At 64.2% G+C, this 19,299-nt stretch carries 17 protein-coding genes; 15 read left to right on the top strand and 2 right to left on the bottom strand.

The window, feature by feature from the left end:
• Positions 1-96 precede the first annotated feature (96 nt).
• Positions 97-2,526 carry an HAD-IC family P-type ATPase gene (locus tag J3A64_RS21340; RefSeq protein WP_210065764.1) on the top strand — a complete coding sequence of 810 codons (2,430 nt, stop codon included), beginning with the start codon at positions 97-99 and terminating at the stop codon, positions 2,524-2,526.
• Here J3A64_RS21340 and J3A64_RS21335 read toward each other — a convergent pair.
• Positions 2,508-2,918 (bottom strand): hypothetical protein, encoded by a 411-nt coding sequence (locus tag J3A64_RS21335; RefSeq protein ID WP_143711662.1) that lies wholly within the window; start codon positions 2,916-2,918, stop codon positions 2,508-2,510. The genes J3A64_RS21340 and J3A64_RS21335 overlap by 19 nt on opposite strands.
• 133 nt (positions 2,919-3,051) lie before the next feature.
• On the opposite strand from J3A64_RS21335, the gene J3A64_RS21330 reads away from it, so the two are divergent.
• Entirely contained in the window at positions 3,052-4,647 is a 1,596-nt protein-coding gene (locus J3A64_RS21330; protein WP_210065763.1) for an alkaline phosphatase, read from the top strand.
• 77 nt (positions 4,648-4,724) lie between these two features.
• On the opposite strand, the gene J3A64_RS21325 is transcribed toward J3A64_RS21330, so the two are convergent.
• Entirely contained in the window at positions 4,725-6,251 is a 1,527-nt protein-coding gene (locus tag J3A64_RS21325; RefSeq protein ID WP_011776221.1) for a GMC family oxidoreductase, read from the bottom strand.
• Positions 6,252-6,454: 203 nt separating this feature from the next.
• Between J3A64_RS21325 and J3A64_RS23845 the strand changes: the two genes are divergently transcribed.
• The 13 genes from J3A64_RS23845 to J3A64_RS21265 all read left to right on the top strand — a co-directional run bounded on the left by J3A64_RS23845 (position 6,455) and on the right by J3A64_RS21265 (position 19,240).
• Positions 6,455-6,712 carry a hypothetical protein gene (locus J3A64_RS23845; RefSeq protein ID WP_286176430.1) on the top strand — a complete coding sequence of 86 codons (258 nt, stop codon included), beginning with the start codon at positions 6,455-6,457 and terminating at the stop codon, positions 6,710-6,712.
• Positions 6,713-6,809: 97 nt separating this feature from the next.
• Positions 6,810-7,502, top strand: coding sequence for a hypothetical protein (locus J3A64_RS21320; RefSeq protein WP_011776223.1), 693 nt, complete (start codon positions 6,810-6,812; stop codon positions 7,500-7,502).
• 43 nt (positions 7,503-7,545) lie between these two features.
• Entirely contained in the window at positions 7,546-8,829 is a 1,284-nt protein-coding gene (locus tag J3A64_RS21315) for a phage tail sheath subtilisin-like domain-containing protein (protein ID WP_011776224.1), read from the top strand.
• 1 nt (position 8,830) lies between these two features.
• A complete protein-coding gene (locus tag J3A64_RS21310; RefSeq protein ID WP_011776225.1) occupies positions 8,831-9,310 on the top strand; it encodes a phage tail protein in 480 nt (159 codons plus the stop codon).
• Between the two features lie 878 nt (positions 9,311-10,188).
• Positions 10,189-10,998, top strand: coding sequence for a hypothetical protein (locus J3A64_RS21305; protein WP_210065761.1), 810 nt, complete (start codon positions 10,189-10,191; stop codon positions 10,996-10,998).
• The gene (locus tag J3A64_RS21300) at positions 10,995-12,515 is read left to right on the top strand and encodes a phage baseplate assembly protein V (protein WP_011776227.1); all 1,521 of its coding nucleotides are present in this window, start codon (positions 10,995-10,997) and stop codon (positions 12,513-12,515) included. Before J3A64_RS21305 ends, J3A64_RS21300 begins: the two co-directional genes overlap by 4 nt.
• A 38-nt stretch (positions 12,516-12,553) precedes the next feature.
• A complete protein-coding gene (locus J3A64_RS21295; RefSeq protein ID WP_011776228.1) occupies positions 12,554-12,892 on the top strand; it encodes a hypothetical protein in 339 nt (112 codons plus the stop codon).
• 13 nt (positions 12,893-12,905) lie between these two features.
• On the top strand, positions 12,906-13,340 hold the full coding sequence (locus J3A64_RS21290; RefSeq protein ID WP_210065760.1) for a GPW/gp25 family protein: 435 nt from the start codon (positions 12,906-12,908) through the stop codon (positions 13,338-13,340).
• The gene (locus J3A64_RS21285) at positions 13,337-15,964 is read left to right on the top strand and encodes a baseplate J/gp47 family protein (RefSeq protein WP_210065759.1); all 2,628 of its coding nucleotides are present in this window, start codon (positions 13,337-13,339) and stop codon (positions 15,962-15,964) included. Before J3A64_RS21290 ends, J3A64_RS21285 begins: the two co-directional genes overlap by 4 nt.
• Positions 15,957-16,490 (top strand): phage tail protein, encoded by a 534-nt coding sequence (locus tag J3A64_RS21280; RefSeq protein ID WP_011776231.1) that lies wholly within the window; start codon positions 15,957-15,959, stop codon positions 16,488-16,490. The genes J3A64_RS21285 and J3A64_RS21280 overlap by 8 nt, the downstream gene beginning before the upstream one ends.
• Complete coding sequence (locus tag J3A64_RS21275; protein ID WP_210065758.1) at positions 16,483-16,959, top strand: hypothetical protein; 477 nt, start codon at positions 16,483-16,485, stop codon at positions 16,957-16,959. The genes J3A64_RS21280 and J3A64_RS21275 overlap by 8 nt, the downstream gene beginning before the upstream one ends.
• A 54-nt stretch (positions 16,960-17,013) precedes the next feature.
• On the top strand, positions 17,014-17,937 hold the full coding sequence (locus J3A64_RS21270) for a PASTA domain-containing protein (RefSeq protein WP_210065756.1): 924 nt from the start codon (positions 17,014-17,016) through the stop codon (positions 17,935-17,937).
• A gap of 52 nt (positions 17,938-17,989) precedes the next feature.
• Positions 17,990-19,240: a pyridoxal phosphate-dependent aminotransferase gene (locus tag J3A64_RS21265; RefSeq protein ID WP_043806365.1), complete on the top strand. Its 1,251-nt coding sequence runs from the start codon at positions 17,990-17,992 to the stop codon at positions 19,238-19,240.
• The last annotated feature ends 59 nt before the right edge of the window (positions 19,241-19,299 follow it).

Below are 19,299 nucleotides of genomic sequence, written 5' to 3'. Positions count from 1 at the left end.
GACAGCGACTTAATGCCGCGCGGCTGGCATACTCATTCCCATCGCACGCCCTGTCCGATGACAATCCCTGAAGCGACCCAAACAACGGGGGAATGAGTGGAACTCGAGAAGGATCAAGCAGGGGAAACCGTCCGGCAAAAGACGGCCTCCACTCAAGGACTGAGTACCGCCGAGGTCGCCGAGAGGGTCGCCGCGGGGCAAACCAACGCGTTCGTCCAAGACACCAGCCGCAGCGTGTGGAGCATCGTCCGCGCCAACGTGCTCACTCTGTTCAACGGCATCATCCTGGCCTGCTTCATCGTCCTTTTCGCGATTGGCCGCTGGCAGGATGCGCTCTTCGGATTCAGCGCGATAGCGAACGCGGTCATCGGCAGCGTCCAGGAATACCGGGCAAAGCGGGCTTTGGACCGCCTGGCCCTGTTGAACGCCCCGCATGCCCGGGTGATGCGTGAAGGCTCGGAAGCAGAGATCGCGTTGGACGACGTTGTGCTGGACGACACCCTTGTCCTGAGGGCTGGGGACCAAGTCCCGGCCGACGGTTTAGTGTCCGGATCACGCGGACTCCAAGTGGACGAATCCATGCTGACAGGCGAATCCGATGCCGTAGAGAAGGAAATCGGGGATCGGGTGTTGTCCGGCTCTGTTGTGGTCGCCGGTGAAGGATCAGCGGTGGTGGATCGGGTGGGCGCAGATTCCTTCGCCAACTCGCTCGCCGCCGAAGCCAAACGGTTCTCCCTTGTAGCGTCGGAGCTCCGCTCCTCGATCGATCGCGTCCTGAAATGGGTCACCTGGTTCGTCGGTCCCGTGGCGTTGTTGGTTCTGAACGCACAGATGATTGCCCAAGGCGGGTGGGCCGAAGCCTCGGCAAGTGGAGCGTGGCGGGACGCAGCGACGGCGACTATTGCCGCCGTCGTCGCCATGGTCCCCCTGGGGCTGGTGCTGATGACCAGCATTACCTTCGCTGTGGGGGCGGTAAAGCTGGCCCGTCAGCAGGTGCTGGTGCAGGAGCTGCCCGCGGTGGAAGGCCTTGCGCGGGTGGACATTATTTGCCTCGATAAGACCGGAACCCTCACCCAGGGCGACATTGTTTTCGACGCCGTGCACCCGCTCACCTCTCGTCCGGGTTGGGAGTCGGTTCTTTCCTGGTATGGCGTGCAGAAAGATGCCAACGCAACGGCCCGCAGCCTCGCGGGGCACTTCAACGAGCCAGCCGGCCACCCGCTTGACCGGGTGCCCTTCTCGTCGGCCCGCAAGTGGAGCGCGGTGATTTTCGACGACGGGATGTGGATTCTGGGCGGCCCCGAAATGGTGTTCCCGGACCACGACTCCAGCGATCCCGTGAAGCGGAAACTTGCCACCCAAGCCGCGGAGTTGGCAACCACCGGCCGGCGCACGCTGGTCCTTGCCCACGGCACACCCACCGACGACGAGACCGTTCCGCCAGATGCTGTCCCCGTGGTCCTCCTGACGTTCAAGGAGAACATCCGTCCGGACGCTGCGGAGACGCTCACTTACTTCGCAGCACAGGAAGTGGATGTCCGGATCATCTCGGGTGACAACCCACAAACGGTGGCCGCGATCGCCCGGGAGGTCGGCCTGGATGCACCCCACGGTTTTGACGCCCGGGAGTTGCCGGATGACGATAAGGAGTTCCTTGACGTCATCAACAACAACGTGGTCTTCGGCCGGGTGACACCTGACCAGAAGAAGCGGATCGTCGTGGCACTGAAGGCTGCAGGCCGCACTGTTGCCATGACTGGCGACGGCGTGAATGATGCCCTTGCCATCAAAGAAGCGGACATCGGTGTCGCCATGAATTCCGGTGCCGCCGCCACCAAAGCAGTGGCCCGGCTGGTGCTCTTGGACGGCAAGTTCTCGCACCTGCCCAGCGTGGTGGCCGAGGGCCGGCAGGTCATTGCCAACATCGAGCGTGTGTCGATGCTGTTCCTTACCAAGACGGCCTACGCCACGTTCCTTGCCATCTCGTTCGGCATTCTCCTGCTGCCCTTCCCGTTCCTTCCCCGGCAGCTCTCGGTGACTGACGGCCTGACCATCGGCATTCCGGCGTTCTTCCTGGCCTTGCTGCCCAACGCCCAGCGCTACGTTCCCGGTTTCCTGCGGAGGTCACTCACGTTCGCCGTGCCAGCGGGTGTGGCCGTGACCCTGGGCCTGGCCTCCTACGCCCGGCTCGCCGCGAACCTGCAAATTCCGGAAGCGGAGATCAGGACCGGGTCCACACTCATCCTGGCGATCATCGGCATCTGGATCCTGGTGGTGCTCTCGCGACCGGTCACCCGGTTCAAAGGGATGGTCATCGGCGCCATGATGATCGGGCTGGTAGTCGTCTATTCCGTGCCGATTGCCCGCGATTTCCTCCAGTTCACCGACCCAACGCTGCCCACGGCGCTACTCGTCCTGGGAACATCCGTGGCTTGTATCGCGCTGATCGAGATTGTCCGCTTCGTGCACCGCCGTGTTGCCTACCGGGACGCCCAGGAGGCCCTGCGTCAACGAGTCTCGAAGTAGCGCCGCCCGCGGCCGACCCACAGCGGGATAACTACGGCCACCGTTGCGATGGATTGCGAGATCACAGCGGACCAATCTCCATCAGAGGCAATAATCAGGTCCAGCACGGCAAAGGCCAGCCCGAGCAGCATGACCGCTGTGGCGCCGCGGCGGGCAGCTTCGCTTCCCCGCGCTACTCCTGAGGCCAGCCCGATCACCAACAAGCCGAACAGGATCATGCCTGCACCTAGCAACGTGATGGGCAGGGCAATGCCACCGGACTGGGCCTCCGGCGTGTAGCGCAGGAAAATCGTCAGGATCCCCAGAATGATTTGGGCGATGCCACCGATGTACATCAGCACCACCGAGAACGTCACCGCACCAGGCCGCTTAGGGCTTTCCCCCGTCGTCATGAACTGAGCATAGACGAGCCCTCATCACGGCCAGCACTGATTTAGCCCGGGATAACAACTTTTGTCACACAATTAACCGCTGATTCACGCCACCCTTGAGCTCAGTCAACCCAGGCTACCTAGGGTCGGGTAAATGGAAAACATCTCACGCAGGTCCCTCATCTCGGCCGGCCTCGGCGCCGGACTCGGCGCCGCCTTGCCAGGCACCGCCGTCGCCAGTCCCGCCGTCGCGACCTCAACAGCGGACGACGCCGGCCTCCGCACCGATCCGTTCACCCTCGGCATTGCGTCGGGCGAACCATGGCCCGACGGCTTCGTCATCTGGACCAGGCTTGCCGTGAACCCCGTGGCCGAAGATGGCCTGGGCGGGATGCCCACCCGCAACGTCGCCGTCGCTTGGGAAGTCGCAGAAGACCCTACGATGCGCCGGGTAGTAGCCCGCGGCGTCGAACATGCAAGGCTCGAAACCGCCCACTCGGTTCACGTCGAACTCAAGGGCCTCAAGCCGGGCCGGGAATACTTTTACCGTTTCCGTACCGGGCGGCACATGAGCGAAGTTGGCCGCAGCCTGACAAGCCCGGCACCCGGCGAGACCCCCGCCGTCCTGGCTATGGCGTTCGCCAGTTGCGCCCAGTACGAGCACGGCTATTTCACAGCGTATAAGCGCCTGGCCGAGGACCACCCGGACCTGGTGCTCCACCTTGGCGACTACCTCTACGAGTACAAGAAGGACAGCTACGTGATGGGCGGCGGCAACCCCCGCGATCATGAAGGGCCGGAGACCGTCAGCCTCGCGGGCTACCGCCAGCGGCACGCCCAATACAAGACCGACGCCGATCTGCAGGCTGCGCACGCAATTGCGCCCTGGCTGGTGGTATGGGATGACCACGAGGTGGACAACAACTGGGCCGACGAAATCCCCGAGAACAGCGATGCGGGCCAGATGAACGACACCACCGAGCGTTTCCGTCAGCGTCGTTCAGCAGCATTTCAGGCGTACTACGAGAACATGCCGCTGCGTTCGTCATCGGTTCCGGCTGGATTCGACATGAAGATCTACCGCACCATCCAATGGGGCCAGCTAGCCAACTTCCACATGATGGACACGCGGCAATATCGGGACGATCAGCTCGCCGGTGACGGCTGGCGGAAGAACGTCGCCGAGCGCCTGGACGAGAACCGCACCATCACCGGTGCTGATCAAGAGAAGTGGCTGCTGGACGGATTCAAGGGCTCAACGCAGCGATGGGACATCTTGGGCCAGCAGGTTTTCTTCGCCGAGCGGGATCGGGACAAAGCGCCGAACATCGACGATGTTTCCATGGACGGCTGGGACGGCTATGCCGCTTCCCGCCGCCGCATCACCCAAGGCTGGGTGGACGCCAAGGTGCGCAACGCCGTCGTACTGACCGGCGACGTCCACCGGCACTGGGCCACCGACCTCAAGGTCGACTATAAGGACCCGGCGTCGCCTGTGGTTGGTTCGGAACTGGTGTGCACTTCCATCACTTCCACGGGCGATGGCACCGGATCCACCACAGATCCGACCATGGCCTGGAACCCGCATTTGAAGTTCTACAACGACAACCGCGGCTACGTGAACACGCGCATCACGAAAGACGCCATGACCGCGGACTTCCGGGTACTGGACTACGTCACCACGCCGGGCGCTCCGGTCAGCACCAAGAAGTCCTTCACCATCAACGATCGCGTCCCGGGCCTCGCCTGACCCTGGTTCACCCATGGAGGGGACAGCACGTGCTCCAATGAGGGCTCATTGCGACGTGTGCTGTCCCCTGGTTGGGATTACGCGCCCAGGATCAGCCCCGCCGCCTTCTCCCCGATCATGATGGACGGGGCGTTCGTGTTGCCGCTGGGCACAAACGGAATGATGGACGCATCTGCCACCCGGAGCCCATCGATTCCGCGGACCCGGAGCTGCGGATCCACCACCGAGAGGTCGTCCACGCCCATCTTGCAGGTGCCAACCTGGTGGTGGTACGTTCCGGCGACCTGGCGGGCAAACTCCCGGACCTGATCCCGGGTTTGCATGGCAGGGCCGGGCGTGAACTCTGACTTCCGGAACGGGGCAAACGCATCCTGCTGGCCGATCTCGCGGCACAGAACGATCGCGTCCACCAGCGCTTCAACGTCATACTCATCCGCCAGGATGTTCGGATCCACCAGTGGGGCCGCAGCCGGATCAGCCGAGGCCAACCGCAAAGAGCCACGCGACCGGGGGCGAACAATCCCCGGCGCAATGGTGTAGCCGTGCTCGGGAGCAGCCCCGCCGTCTGTTGGATAGGGCAGGTGGAGGAAGAGCGGTTGCAGGTCCGGCGCTTCTTCGTCCGTCTGATTGCTGTGGGCATAGAGCTGGCTTTCCAGGAGGTTGTGCCGGCCGGCCACCAAGGGTTCCTTCGTCTCGTAGATGTTGCCCGCCAACAAATGGTCGTGGAGGTTCTCGCCGACCCCGGGCAAGTCCACCACCGAGTCGATCCCCAGCTCCCTCAGCTGCCCGGAGGGACCAATACCGGAGAGCAGCAGGAGCTTCGGGGAGCCAATAGCGCCGGCGCTGATGATCACCTCAGCGCCCCCTTCCGCACGAAGCACCTCACCGTCGACGTGATATTCGACGCCGGTGGCGCGTCCGCCGTCGACGACGATCCGCGTCACCACGGCGTCTGTGGTGACCTTCAAGTTTGCGTGGTCCAGCACCGGGGCCACGAAACTCTGCCACGCACTGGCGCGCCTGCCGTCTTTGGTAGTGGTGTGGTTGAACCCGACGCCTGTCATCTGGATTCCGTTGAAGTCTTCGGTTTCCATATGGCCGAGTGCCTTGGCCGCGTCCACGAAAGCCTGGGCAACCGGGTGCCTCTCGGCGATCCGTTCAACGTGCAGCGGCCCGCCCTTGCCATGGAATTCGCTGGCGCCGTCCGCGTGGTCCTCGGATTTCTTGAACAACGGCAGGACCTCGTCCCAGGACCAGCCCTCCGCTCCGTTGGCAGCCCAGGAGTCGTAGTCGTTCTTGTGTCCGCGAATGTAGATCATGCCGTTGAGCGAGCTGCTGCCGCCAAGGACCCTGCCGCGCGGCCAGTACAGGCTGCGGTTGTTGGCGTGCTTCTGCGGAGTGGTCATGACCGCCCAATCGTTGGCGCCGGTCAGCAGCAGCGGCCACCCTTGGGGACTGTGGATGTTGGGATCGGCGTCCACCGATCCGGCCTCGACAACGTGGACGGTGTTTCCGGCGTCGAGCAAACGGCGGACAACCACACTTCCGGCCGAGCCTGCGCCGACCACCACGTAGTCCGCACGATGGGTTTGGTTTTCAGCCATGGGGTTCCTCCTTGAACGGGGCGTGAAGGTGAGCTTTCACCAGCAGTCTGCCGCGGATCGCCGTCGGGAATCTTGACCTGCCGCGCACAGCAGTGCGCACCATCCGCACGCTTGTGATGCGGATCACGGCAAGGCCGGCAATCGTGGGACACTGGAAGAGCCGCCACCTACGTCCCGCAGCGTCATTTCAAAGGAGAGCCGACGTGACCGGTGCCATCGCCAAACAGCCACGTGAAGAATTCAGCACCAAGGCCCTCACCAAGACCGATCGCTTTGATGCTGCGCCGCCAGCGGTTGGAGAAGTGCCGCGCCGACCTCGTGGACCCGCTCCTGCAGACGCGGCCGGTGTCCGCCGTCGGGATGCATTGGGGCTTCACCGACGCATCCAGCTTCTCGCGGGCGTTCAAAACGCTTTCGGGCATTCGCCTTCGGAGTACAGGTACTCGTACCGGCCAGCGTGACCCGACCAGCTTGGGCAGCGCTTCAATCGAATGGAATTATCCCTGTTTCCCAGTGACTACGGGCTTAAGCGGGAGTACCCTAGTCCCAGTTGCATTAGTGGTCACCTTTCGAGTTCTGGGTTCTGCCGTGGGCTATGTGCGTTCGTCGTTGACCGACCTTCTCGGGGTGCTTTCGGACGCCGTCGCTCCCCAGCGCGTCAGGTTCGACGACGGCACCCCCGTTGCCGGTGTTCCCCCACCCGACGCTCCAGTCACCGTCCATGCCGTCACGTTGAACCGTGTGGGCAGGTCCCGCCGCGACGGCCCGGTCCTGGATTTGGAACTCCGGGTCGCAGTTGAATGCCATGGTCCCGACCAGCTGGACACCATGGAAAAGCTGCTTCTGGCTGTGGAACGCCACAGCCAATACTCCGTGGTCTCCACGGGTGAATTCCGTCCGGAAGAATACTCCGGCGCCATCCGGCAAGGACTGGGCTTCCTTGTCCGCATCCCTGTTGCCCTCCGCTTCGAAGAACCTTCAGGACCTCCCGTCCTGGAGCCACTCATCGCCAAGGCGGGCATTGCCCGCCGAATCCACGGCCGCCTGGTGGACGCCCACAACAAAGGCATCCCCGACGCCTATATTCACGCCCATTCCTCCGCCACGGCCGTGGTCAGTGATGCCACCGGCCATTTTGAGGTCCTGGCCTCGACGGATGAACTCCAGCATTTTGCAGTGGCTGTCCGGGGCACCGAAAGGGAAGTCTCAGCCAGCACCAGCAGCCTGCCGGTCATCATCCGGTGGACCTGAACCATCCTTCGGCACGTTGTTCATGTAGAAAAGGGGGCGCACCATGGCGAACTATCAGGCGCCGGGCGTTTATGTACAGGAAGTGCCCAGTGGCGCACGCGCAATAGGGCAGGTCAACACCAGCATCGCCGGGTTCGTCGGCCTAGCCCCGAACCGGAACGCTTTGGTTGACGAGCTGCGGGTTTTGGACAACTGGACCCAGTTCGTGGACCAATACGTTGGCAACGCGGCAGCGGGCACACCGCTTTCGAACGCTGTATACGGCTTCTTCTCCAACGGAGGAAGCCGTTGCTATGTGGTGAACATCGGTCCAGACGGCAGCCTGACGGGGACAGCGGCGAAGCCCACCGGGCTCACGCTGTTTGAGGCAGTGGACGACATCTCCATGGTGGCCGCCCCCGGCTACGCGGACGCGGAATCGTACGCGGCACTGCAAGCGCACGTTGAACACCCCCTCCGCCAGGACCGGATGGCGATTATGGACACCGTGGAGAAACTGGACGACGTCGGTGCACTCACCCGGGCAGCGACGTCGGGAGTTCCTGAAGCTGCTGCGTCTTCGGACGAAGGCGCGACGCCGGACGCTGACTCGGATAGCGACGCTGAAGACACCGGGGACGCACCGGAGGAGACGGACGACGGCGACCAGGAGGACCTCGGTGCCCCACAATCCCCCGGCGGCTACACGGCACTGTATTACCCGTGGATCGTGATGCTCGATCCTGTGTCCGGCAAAAAGGTGACTCAACCGCCGTCGGGCCATATTGCCGGTGTGTGGGCGCGGGTTGACGCCACCCGCGGCGTCCACAAGGCGCCCGCCAACGAGCCCATCCAAGGCGCAATTGACCTTGTGCGGCGCGTGAGTCGCGGCGAGCAAGAGGTCCTGAACCCTGCCGGCGTGAACTGCATCCGCTATTTCCCGGGCGAGGGGATCCGAATTTGGGGAGCGCGGACTAAGGCACCAGAGGCGAGTGAATACCGCTACGTGAATGTCCGGCGGCTGACCAACATGATCAAGGAATCCGTGGCCGACGGCACGCGCTGGGTGGTGTTCGAGCCCAACGACCACACGTTGTGGAAGTCGATCCGCCGCGACATCGGAGCATTCCTGACCAACGTCTGGCGGGATGGAGCACTGCTCGGGACCACTCCTCAACAAGCGTTCTTCGTGAAGTGCGACGAAGAAACAAACCCGCCAGAGGTCCGCGACGCCGGCCAAGTGGTCACGTTGATAGGGATTGCGCCCGTAAAACCTGCCGAATTCGTCATCTTCAAGCTCATGCAGTCGGCAGACAACACCAGCGAGACAGAGAGCGCAGGAGCATGACATGACAACCCCGACACCTGCCGCCCAGCCCGGCAACGTGGTGGACCCGTACCGGGCTTACAACTTTAAGCTCGTGATTCAAGGAGTAGTCCAAGGCCATTTCACCAAGGTTGAGGGCCTGGGCCTAAAGATCCACCGCATCCTCTACCGCTCTGGCGGCGAGAACAGCACCGTCCGGGTCATCCCCGGCCAGGTGGAATATACGCCGGTGACCTTGAAATACGGGCTCACGGATTCCACCGAAATGCTCCAATGGCTGTTCAAGGCCGTGGACGGAAAAGTGGAGCGCCGCAACGTCTCCATCGCGATGCTCAACGACGCAGGATCCGTGGAAGTACGGCGCTGGAACTTGCTGGGCGCCTGGCCATGCGACTGGTTTGGCGCGCCCCTTGACGCTTTGGGTAAGGACCTCGCCATCGAATCACTGAGCATCGCGTACGACCGCCTGGAGCTCGACGATGCCCGCGCTCCCGTCGCCTGAGCCTGGGTTCTCCTGGCGCCGGGCGGCCGCGCGGCGGTTGCGTGGTGTAGCGGCGTGGCTGGAGCGTGGGCCCGGGGTATCCGTCTATTCCGGGGTCTCCGGGGTTTCCGGTCCCGCTTCGCCGGTGGGTTCGACGCCGGTGCGAGTCTTTGATACCGACGGCGCCCCCGAACATTGGGTTCAGTTGCTGCGTGACGCCGGGCTGGCCCCTCCCAGTGTGAGGCACGCTCAGCGTCGTTTTGGGCGTTTTTGGGTCGCACTCCATGCCCCGCAAAATAGTCCCCGGGGCGCAGGTCCTGTTCGCCGGACTTCACCAACCCTGCCTCCCGAAACCCTTCCCCTGCAGAATACGCCCGCCCCTTCAGCGCCACCCGTTGTTAGGCCTGTTCTACGCGTGTGGGCTCGTTACAGAAGCGCAGAGCAGGCCCCACAACAGATTCGGCCAAGCGAGGCACCGTCCCATGTCAGGCCTGCTTTGCACCCCTTGCCTCCCCATGAGCGCGCAGAGCAGGCCCCGCAACGGACCCCCGTGTTGCGGCTTCGCCCTGTTCTGCCAGGATCCCGTCCGGTCACACGCACCAACCTTGCGAGGCCCGACCTGCGTGCTTCGGGCACAACAGAGGGCGCAGAGCGGGCCCCGCAACACAAGCACCCAGGCGAAACACAACCCGTTGCGAGGCCCGACCTGCGTGCTTCGGGCACAACAGAGGGCGCAGAGCGGGCCCCCCAACACAAGCAACTCCAGCCCAAACCCGAACCTCAGGGGCACCCAAGCGTCGTCGGAAACCACACACCCGCCCAGCCCATCAACGGCACGTGGCCTGAACTCATGCCGCGCCCAAAGCCCGGAAAGCCTGCCCCCACGCAACCCGTGGAAAATGTCATCGCCCGCCAAGCCCGGCTCCACGACGAACACCTGGCGGTCTGACATGGAACGTGTCGCTTTCCTGATCGAGGACACGGGGGAACATCTCGGCTGCCTGCTGAACCCGGAAACGGTGGTGATGCAGCGATCGGCCGGTGTTGAGCCGCGAAGGAGTGCCGGCGGCAAACTGAGCGGCAGCGGATTGGCGGACGACCCCCTGCTCTTCACAGGCGGCGGCCACACGGAGCTGCGACTGGACCTGCTGTTCGACGTCGACCTCGCGCCGGCGTCGCTCCATGCACAGGACGTGCGGCAAATGACCCGCCCCATCTGGGCGCTCGCGGAGAACAGCTCCGAAGTCGAAAGGCAGCGCAGGCCGCCGTCGGTCCGGTTTGTGTGGGGCCGTGCCTGGAACGTACCGGGCATCGTGACGGAGGTGGCGGAGCGTTTCGACCGGTTCGCCCCGGATGGATCCCCGCTCAGATCCTGGATGCGCATGGTCTTCGTCAGGGTGGGACAGGCTGCCGACGAGGAAGGCGGCGAAAACTACGAACTCGCCCTGCGTCTCCCCGCCGTTGACTTGACCGCCCCACCCGTGGACACGCTCCCAGTGACCGGCGACGGCAGCACAGACCGGGATGCGCTGATGTCCGACGGCGGCGAGCTGCTTCCCGAGGTCCCCCCGGCTGAGCTGGGGCGATTGTCCGTGGAAGCGTTCGGCACACCCCTGCTGTGGAAGCTGCTCCTGGAGTACAACAACATCGACGATCCCGCCCGCTTCAATGGGCCGCTCGCAGTCCCGCCCATGGGTGATACCCCATGAGGCAGCTCCAGGGCTTACCGGAACTCATCGTCACCCTGGGCCGGCGCAGGCTCAGCACGGCCGAGACCGCTGCAATAGTTTCCGTCCAGGTACTCAGCTCACTCGCACGCCCGGCCCAGTGCCTCATCAGTTGGCGTCCCGGCCCCGGAAGCACAGCGGCAGCAAGGGGAGGCGTCGATCCAGCACCGGGTGACGCCCTCAGGGTGGAACTTGGCGGCCAGCGGACGCCGCTCTTTGTTGGCGAGGTGACCGTAGTGGAGTACAGCTACGGCGCAGACCTCGGACAGGAAATCCGAATCAGGGCCTACGATGCCCTGCACCGACTGAGGAAGCGCCAATTCACCCGGCTGCACAATGACGTGGACCTCGCCGGGCTCGCCCGGAAGCTCTGTGAAGGCACCGGGCTGGACGTGGTGGGCGGCGGAGATCGGCTCGGCCAGGTGTACCAGTGCGCTCGGACCGACCTCAGCCTCCTCGTGCAACAAAGCGCCCGGGTGGGGGCCTACCCTGTGGTGCACGACGGCGTCCTCAGGCTCACAGGACTCGACGGCGAAGGCGAACCGTTGGAGCTAACCCTCGGAGCCACGCTTCATTCCGCGGACATCGAACTCAGCCAAGAGCCGGCATATGCAGGAGCCAAGACCAACGGCTGGCGCAGCGACGACGCCTCCATCCACCAAGCCGAGACAACAAGTAGCGACGCCAAAGCCCAAGTCGCAGCCGATCCTGCGCTTGCCAGCGTCGGGGCTGGCGGCGACCTCAGACGGGACAACGAAGTCCTTGACTCAGGGGCGCTGGCCGACGGCTTGGCCAAGGCAGAACTGGACACAAAGATGGCTGGCCAGGTCACGGCCGTCTTAGTCGCCGAAGGCAATCCCCGGCTGAGGGCAGGCGGCCGGGTAAGGATAAAAGGTGTGGCGCCGAGCATCGAGGGAACGTACCTGATCGCGAGCGCCTCTCACCGCTTGGACGGAACAGGCTACGAAACCACCCTGACCACCAGGCCTCCGAGTTCCGTCCCGGAACGGCGTCCGGACATTTTTACCCTCGGGATGGTCACTGATATGGATGATCCCGAAGCCCGGGGGCGCGTCCGGGTCAGGCTCCCCGCCTATCCCGACCTCGAAACCAATTGGGCCCCTGTGCTGACTGCAGGCGCAGGTCCGGGCAAAGGACTCGTTGTCCCGCCGGCGCCCGGAGACAACGTCCTGGTCCTCCTCCCGGCCACCGATCCAGCGCAGGCCATCATCCTCGGCGGGCTGTACGGCAGCGAGCAGACGCCGGACAGCCGGGTCGGCACTGAAAGGGACAGCCGCTACACCTTCCGCAGCGCGGACGGTCAACAGATCATGCTCGACGGCGGTGCCCGCACCATTAGTTTCACGGACGGCCACGGTTCCTCTGTGGAGCTGGGACCGGACAGATTCAGGATCACTGCCGCCACAGACCTGGTCCTTGAAGCCCCGGGCCAAGCCATGAAGATCCGCGCCAAATCCGTCGATTTCGAGGAGGCCTGAGCTGTGGGAACCCCAAAAGCCAGAGGAAATAACGAGCCATGAAAATCCTCGTCAAGGTAGCCATACTGCGCTGCGGACACGACGGCAAGGTGGAGAACGTGCCCTCGCAGGAGTGGGTCCGCGTTAAGGGATCCCCCATCCTGGTGGACAGCGATCCCCAGGGCCGGGATATCAGCATGTGCCCGCATATCGGCATCAACATCAAGCCCTGCAACAAGACCCTGCCGGTAACCAAGGGCTATTCAACGTTCATCACGATTGGCGGTAAGGCGGTCTGCCTGGACACTGTGGAGGGCTTCACGGACGGCACGCCCCCGGGCGCGGTCAAGTACAACGTCCGCAGGCCCGGGCAAACGCTCGTGGGAGCCGCTTCATGAAAAGGCACCAGCCATGAGCGCCCCGCGATACAAGTCGGTGGCCTTCATCCACCCGGATTTCGACGCTACCGCAGGCAGTCCCGGACTCAGGCTGACGGCGTCGGGCATGCTGGCTACGGTCACGGACGCGGCGTCGGTGAGGCAAGCCCTGCTCCTCCTCCTGAGCACCCGGCCGGGCGAGCGCGTGAACCGCCCAACGTACGGGTGTCATCTCTTCCGCCTGGCGTTCGCGCCGGCCGACGACACCACCGCCGGTCTCGCCATCCACTACGTGGCAAGGGCGGTGGAGCAGTGGGAACGCCGGATCACTGTCCTGTCCGTGGACGCCTCGAGGTCGCAAGAGTCGCCCGAGATGCTGGAGGTCAGGTTGAAGTACCGCGTGCGTACCACCCAGCTTGAGGACCAGATCACCATCGCCCTGCCCGCGGAATCCGGAGGCGCAGCATGAGCATACCCGTGCCCAACCTGGATGACCGCAGCTTCGCGGACCTCGTGGCCGGCGCCCGCGAGCGCATCCAGCAGATCGCCCCGGAGTGGACTGATCTCTCCGTCCACGACCCCGGCATCACCATCGTCGAGGCCTTCGCGTACCTCACGGACACGCTCATGTACCGGCTCAACCGCGTGCCGGACAAGCTCTACGCGGTGTACTTGAACTTGCTGGGCACCTCCCTTTATCCGCCGAGCACGGCCGAAACCATGGTGGAATTCAGCCGCGCCTCTGCCACAACCACGGATCAGGAAATACGTATCCCGCGCGGCACGCAGGTCAGTTGCCCACCTGGCGTCCCGGGTTCACCTCAACCGGTATTTACGACGACGGCGGCAGCCACGTTGGCGCCCGGCAAGACCACCGTCCTGGTGCCGGCGGCCGATGTCGCCTTGTACGACGCCGTTCCTATCGGCACGGGAACCGGCAGACCCGGCCAGAGCCTGGTGATCCCCAACGCTCCGATCGTCTCAGGCGCAGGCCTGGCAATCGCCGTCGAGGTTCCGGCCGGGACGAGGTTGAGCAGCGGCGAGGCGGTGCTGGTGGACGGTAAGACGTTCCGGTATTGCCAGGAAGTGGAGGCGTTCGCGGACGCGAGGCCCGGGGAGATGCCGGTGCGTATCGACCGGAGTGCCGGCGTCGCGATGTTCGCCTGGCGGGACGAGGGGTCCACAACGCGGACAGCAGCTGGGGAAAGGGCACCAGTTCCGGGCTCTGGCGCCGAAGTCCGTGCCTGGTATCGCAGCGGCGGGGGTGCCGGTGGGAACGTCGGGGCAGGCCAGCTCACAGTGTTGCGCTCCGCCGTTCCCGGGGCCAAGGTCACCAATCCGGAACCTGCCACGGGGGGTCGTGATGGCGAATCATTGGAGAACGCGCTGAGGCGGGCCCCGCAGGATTTCCATGCCCGCGACCGGGCTGTCACCGTCCGCGACTACGAGGTCCTGGCCCTGAGGCACGGGGGTGTGGGCCGTGCGCGCGCCTTCACGCGGAAGGAGCTGTGGGCGTTCGCCCGGCCCGGGGAGGTGGAAATCGTGCTGGTGCCGTTCGTCCCCGGAAGCCGCTCAGGATCACCGCAACCACTCAGGGCAGCGGAGCTGGTGACCCACGCACGCGAGGAAGTAAGGCTCGAGGTGGAACAGTATCTCCGCAGGCGCTCAACTGTCGGAGCCGAGCCCGTGGTGCGCTGGGGCCTCTATAAGCAGGTGCTGATTGACGCGAGGGTGGTTGTTCGTCCCGATGAGGATGCCGAGGCCGTGAGGTCCCGGATCGTGGGCCGCCTCTCAGAAGGAATCAGCCCGTTGAGCCCGGATCCCTCAGGCTACGGCTCGGGTTTCGGCAAGCCGCTGCGCGTTTCCAACCTGTACCGGGCCATGGAGGAGGCCGAGCCGGGGGTGCAGTACGTGGACCGGGTCACGCTGGAATTAGACAAGGTTCCTGACACCGACGCCGTGGGATTGGTGCAGGCCGAGGGCCAGGACAACACATGGTTCGTGGCACAGGACAGCACGTTGTTCCGCACCACCAACGCTGCCGATGGATGGGAAGCCTGCGCAGAGTTCGGTGACACGGCAAACGGCGACCCTGGCGAAACGGTCCGGGCCATTGCACCTTTCCGGTCACCCGCTCCGGGCCGCGTGGGCCCCGAAAAGCACCCGGGCATGGTGGCGGTCAGCACCGTCACGGCCACGGGGTCCCGCATCTACATCAGCGATGACCTCGGCGAATCCTGGCGAAAGGCAGCAGAGCTTGGTTTCGTGGTTGCCGATTTGTGTTGGGTGGACCGGCAAGGCGAGCCGCTGTTGCTGCTGGCCGGCGAGCGCGGACTTTACGAACTTCCCGTCAGCCGGGGCGCCCTTCCTGTGCAGAATGTGGTGGATACCTCGCAGCCTGACCGCGGTTTCTACGCGGTGGATGCCTTGGTGGACGTCCGTGGCAGGACCGGGGTGGTGGTGGCCGCCGAGGCGTCTGCCGGTGTGTGGCTCTCCCCCGACGCCGGAACCGCCGGCAGCTTCAAACAGGTGAAGCCGGCCGGCGAGGACATCCGCTGCATGACGGTGCAGTACGACGGCGGTGCGAGCTATGTATGGCTCGGCCGCGCCGTGCCGGAGGGCACGGGAACGGGATGCCTGCGGCTGAAGATCGACGAATTGGGACGTACGGATTTTGACGAATCGTTCATGAACTCATGGGAGGAGTTCAGCACCGGGTGGACAGGCGGCAGTTGTTGGGGGCTGCACGTCATGGGCAAGGCCGCCTATGCCGCGACGCAAAGCGGCGGTGTCCTGCGGCTGCAACTCGGTCTGGCAGCGGCGCAGTGGAGCGTGCCGGATGTGAACTGCAATCTACCGTTGAGGGACCGGACCCGGTTCGAGCCCGTCCGCTCGGTGTCGGGAGCAGTTCTTGCCGGCGGTCCGGTCCTCGTGCTGGCTGCCGGACCCAAAGGCGTCTACCGCAGCAAGGACGACGCCCTCACGTGGGAAAGCTGCACCCGGCGGGTGGTGGACGACGTTGTGACACTGCCCGATACGTGGCTCTTCTGCTCGGGCGACCACAGGATCGAGGTGGTCCACGGAAATGGCTGAGCCTTCCAACAAGGACTCCAAACTCCTCAATGTCCTGCCCGAAGTGTTCCAGGTGGCGGCCGATTCAAGCGCTCCCATGCAAGCCCTTCTTGCCGTGGCCGAGGATATGCACCAGCCTATCCGGTTGGTCTTGGACCGTCTCCATACCGTTCCGGATCCGGGGCGGGCGCCGTCGTCGTTGATTCCCTTCTTGTCCCGGTGGGTGGACCTCGACTGGTTGACGCTGCCCGGGGCAGAAGGCGCTGCCGGTGGTTCCGGCGCGGTCCCCATCACGCGCCAACGGGACCTGATCGCTGCCGCTGCGCAGCTTTCCTCGCGGCGTGGAACCGTTGACGGGCTCACCCGCTTCCTGCACCTCGCCACGGGGGTGACTGGTTTCGACGTCGAATCCGTCCCGGGTGCCTTCCACATCAGGGTGCTGGTCCCCGCGGAGGCGGCTGGGCAGCTGGAGCTGATCCGGCGGATCGTTAAAGGCGTGAAACCGGCGCACGTTACCGATGAGATTGAGGTGCGGACCGGTGAATAAGGAGCACCGGACACCCGTCACGGTGGTGATCGCATGTGGTGTGATCGCGATCCTGGTGCTGGTGTTCGGCGTCAGCTGCGGCGGAGGCAACGATGACGCCGCCGCGGATTGGCAGGGCGGATTCTCCGGTTCGGCCGTGGGCGCCAAGCTCACTGCTGCGGACTTGTCGGTGCAGAGTGGCTCCTGCACGGTCTCCGACACGCAGCTGGTGGTGACCGGCGCCTGTGTGTTCGAGGTGAAGGAATTTGGTGGCGGTCTGTTCTCCTTTGGGCCGCCCACCAAGCGGGCCAAGCTCGTCCCTCAGCAAGCTGTGAAGGTCACATTGTTCCTCCAAGGCGCCCGGGCCGCGCAGGCCGCCGACCCCGGGGAAAGCGTGGACGTCACCTTTGGAACCTCAGGAGGAGAGCTAGGCATCACGTGCGTCGGCTTAGCTGCTTGTGCGCTGCTGCTTCAGGAATCCGGAGGATGACATGACCCGCTGGCCCCCGCCTCCATCACCCGCCATCCCAGGAGTTGTTGAGCCATGACTACCATCACCATGACGTTGAGCTCCCCGGACGTTGTCCTCAAGGACGGAAAGGGATCGCTGACGGCGTCCGTCACCAACGGCTCCACCGAAGCCGAGCGCGTGGTGCTCGGGGCGTTCCCCGGGCAGGTGACCAATCCGCCGTCGAAAACGTATGCCACCATCCCCAACCCGCTGCGGACCATCGCTGCCGGGGCCACGGAACAATACGTGGTCAATTTCGATACCGCGGGCGCGTCCGCGGGCAGCTATCCGGTCAAGCTGATCGCATACTCCGCCGACGACGCGCCGGAGGACTACGCTGACCAGGCGCACGTCGTCACGTTGACCGTTCCCGCAGCCGAAAAGCCCAAGCCGCCCCGGCCCTTCCCGTGGTTGTGGGTGATCATCGGCGGCGTGGTGCTGCTGGCCGTCGTGGGCCTGATCCTGTTCTTCATCTTCAAGGACGCCAACGTCCCCGACGTGAAAACCAAGCCGCAGGCCGAAGCGGTGCAGATCATCACCCGTGCGGGCTTCACAGCCACTACGACACAGACAGAGAGCACCGAGGCAGAGGGCACGGTGGTGAACCAAACCCCGGCCGGCGGCGAAAAGGTGGGCCGTGGCAGCACCGTGAATCTCGAAATTGCGGTGCCGGTGCAAGCAACCGTGCCGAGTGTGGTGGGCCTACGGATCGAAAACGCCCGGACAGCCTTCCAAGCAGCGCAGATCCAGCTGGACTTCCGGCAAGGCTCCACATGCCAGGCCTCGCCTGCGCTCTCCCTTCAGCGGTGCGTTGTGTTGGAAGTGATTCCACAGGCCGGGGAGAGGGTCAGAGTCAATACTGTGGTCTTTGTGCGCACCGAGCTCCGGTCCAGCATTGTGGTCGATCCCGGAATCTGCGTCACCAGCCCTCGGCTGTGCGACACATTGACGCAATGACGGATGCCGGAACGCGTTTACCACATGGTCCCGTGACGTGAAAAGATCAACCATGCGTCCCATGCAACACTCCAGCAAACTCCAGAACGTCCGCTATGAACTCCGCGGTCCCATCCTCCAGGCTGCCAAAGCCATGGAGGCCGAGGGCCACCGCATCCTCAAGATGAACCTCGGGGACACCGCGCCGTTCGGGTTGGAGGCGCCGGAGTCTGTAGTGGTGGATATGATCCATCACCTTCGCGGCGCGCAGGGATACAGCGATTCCAAGGGCATCTTCTCCGCCCGCACCGCGATCTCGCAGTACTACCAAACACGAGGTCTGATGACCATCGGCGTCGAGGATGTCTTCATTGGCAACGGCGTCAGCGAGCTCATTTCCATGACTCTGCAGGCGTTTATGGAGAACGGTGACGAGATCCTTATTCCTGCGCCGGACTACCCGCTGTGGACTGCCGCCGTGACGCTCACCGGAGGCAGCCCAGTGCACTATTTGTGCGATGAGGACGAGAATTGGTGGCCGGACATGGCCGACGTCGAAGCGAAGATCACGCCCCGTACCAAGGGCATCGTGATCATCAACCCGAACAACCCCACGGGCGCCGTTTACCCCCGCCACATACTGGAGCAGTTCGCATCACTGGCGCGAAAACACGATCTTGTCCTGTTCTCCGATGAGATCTACGAGAAAATCCGATACGTCGACGCACCCCACATCCACACGGCCGCAGTGGCAGAAGATGTTTGTGTCCTGACGTTCAGCGGCTTGTCCAAGGCGTATCGCATGCCCGGCTACCGGGCTGGCTGGGTTGCCGTCACCGGGCCGTTGACCGCAACGGCGGCGTACCGGGAGTCCTTGGAACTGCTGGCCTCACTGCGGCTGTGCGCAAACGTCCCTGCGCAGCACGCCATCCAAACCTGCCTTGGCGGGTACCAAAGCATCGAGGCCCTGATCCGTCCCGGCGGCCGACTGCGCGAGCAACGGGATCTCGCATGGAAATTATTGACGGCGATCCCGGGCGTCAGCTGCGTCCCCGCCGCGGGTGCCATGTACCTCTTCCCCAAGCTGGACCCGGAGATCTACCCGATTGCCTCGGACGAGAAGTTTGTGCTTCAACTCCTCAAGGAACAGAAGATCCTGATCTCGCACGGCACGGCCTTCAACTGGCCCACGCCGGACCATTTCCGTTTCGTGATCCTGCCGGATGTGGGGGACATCGAGGAAGCGGTGCGCCGGATCGGCCATTTCCTCGCCGCGTATCGGAACCGACCTGAGAACCGGGTACTGGAAGAATTCTCCAGTTGAGAGCTGCTGTCTGTTCAAAAATCCAATCGATAGACGTAAAATTTCTGTGATACCCACCG

This window comes from Pseudarthrobacter sp. PvP004, from assembly GCF_017876035.1.
GTDB lineage: Bacteria > Actinomycetota > Actinomycetes > Actinomycetales > Micrococcaceae > Arthrobacter > Arthrobacter aurescens_A.
The sequence above is the reverse complement of the archived record's forward strand: the minus strand, read 5'-3'. Positions and strand labels throughout refer to the sequence as shown.

Excerpts from the sequence above, each read along its gene's own strand:
- J3A64_RS21335 (WP_143711662.1), bottom strand. The coding sequence starts at position 2,918 with ATGACGACGGGGGAAAGCCCTAAGCGGCCTGGTGCGGTGACGTTCTCG.
- J3A64_RS21330 (WP_210065763.1), top strand. The coding sequence starts at position 3,052 with ATGGAAAACATCTCACGCAGGTCCCTCATCTCGGCCGGCCTCGGCGCC.
- J3A64_RS21325 (WP_011776221.1), bottom strand. The coding sequence starts at position 6,251 with ATGGCTGAAAACCAAACCCATCGTGCGGACTACGTGGTGGTCGGCGCA.
- J3A64_RS21315 (WP_011776224.1), top strand. The coding sequence starts at position 7,546 with ATGGCGAACTATCAGGCGCCGGGCGTTTATGTACAGGAAGTGCCCAGT.
- J3A64_RS21310 (WP_011776225.1), top strand. The coding sequence starts at position 8,831 with ATGACAACCCCGACACCTGCCGCCCAGCCCGGCAACGTGGTGGACCCG.
- J3A64_RS21305 (WP_210065761.1), top strand. The coding sequence starts at position 10,189 with ATGTCATCGCCCGCCAAGCCCGGCTCCACGACGAACACCTGGCGGTCT.
- J3A64_RS21300 (WP_011776227.1), top strand. The coding sequence starts at position 10,995 with ATGAGGCAGCTCCAGGGCTTACCGGAACTCATCGTCACCCTGGGCCGG.
- J3A64_RS21295 (WP_011776228.1), top strand. The coding sequence starts at position 12,554 with ATGAAAATCCTCGTCAAGGTAGCCATACTGCGCTGCGGACACGACGGC.
- J3A64_RS21290 (WP_210065760.1), top strand. The coding sequence starts at position 12,906 with ATGAGCGCCCCGCGATACAAGTCGGTGGCCTTCATCCACCCGGATTTC.
- J3A64_RS21285 (WP_210065759.1), top strand. The coding sequence starts at position 13,337 with ATGAGCATACCCGTGCCCAACCTGGATGACCGCAGCTTCGCGGACCTC.
- J3A64_RS21280 (WP_011776231.1), top strand. The coding sequence starts at position 15,957 with ATGGCTGAGCCTTCCAACAAGGACTCCAAACTCCTCAATGTCCTGCCC.
- J3A64_RS21270 (WP_210065756.1), top strand. The coding sequence starts at position 17,014 with ATGACTACCATCACCATGACGTTGAGCTCCCCGGACGTTGTCCTCAAG.
- J3A64_RS21265 (WP_043806365.1), top strand. The coding sequence starts at position 17,990 with ATGCGTCCCATGCAACACTCCAGCAAACTCCAGAACGTCCGCTATGAA.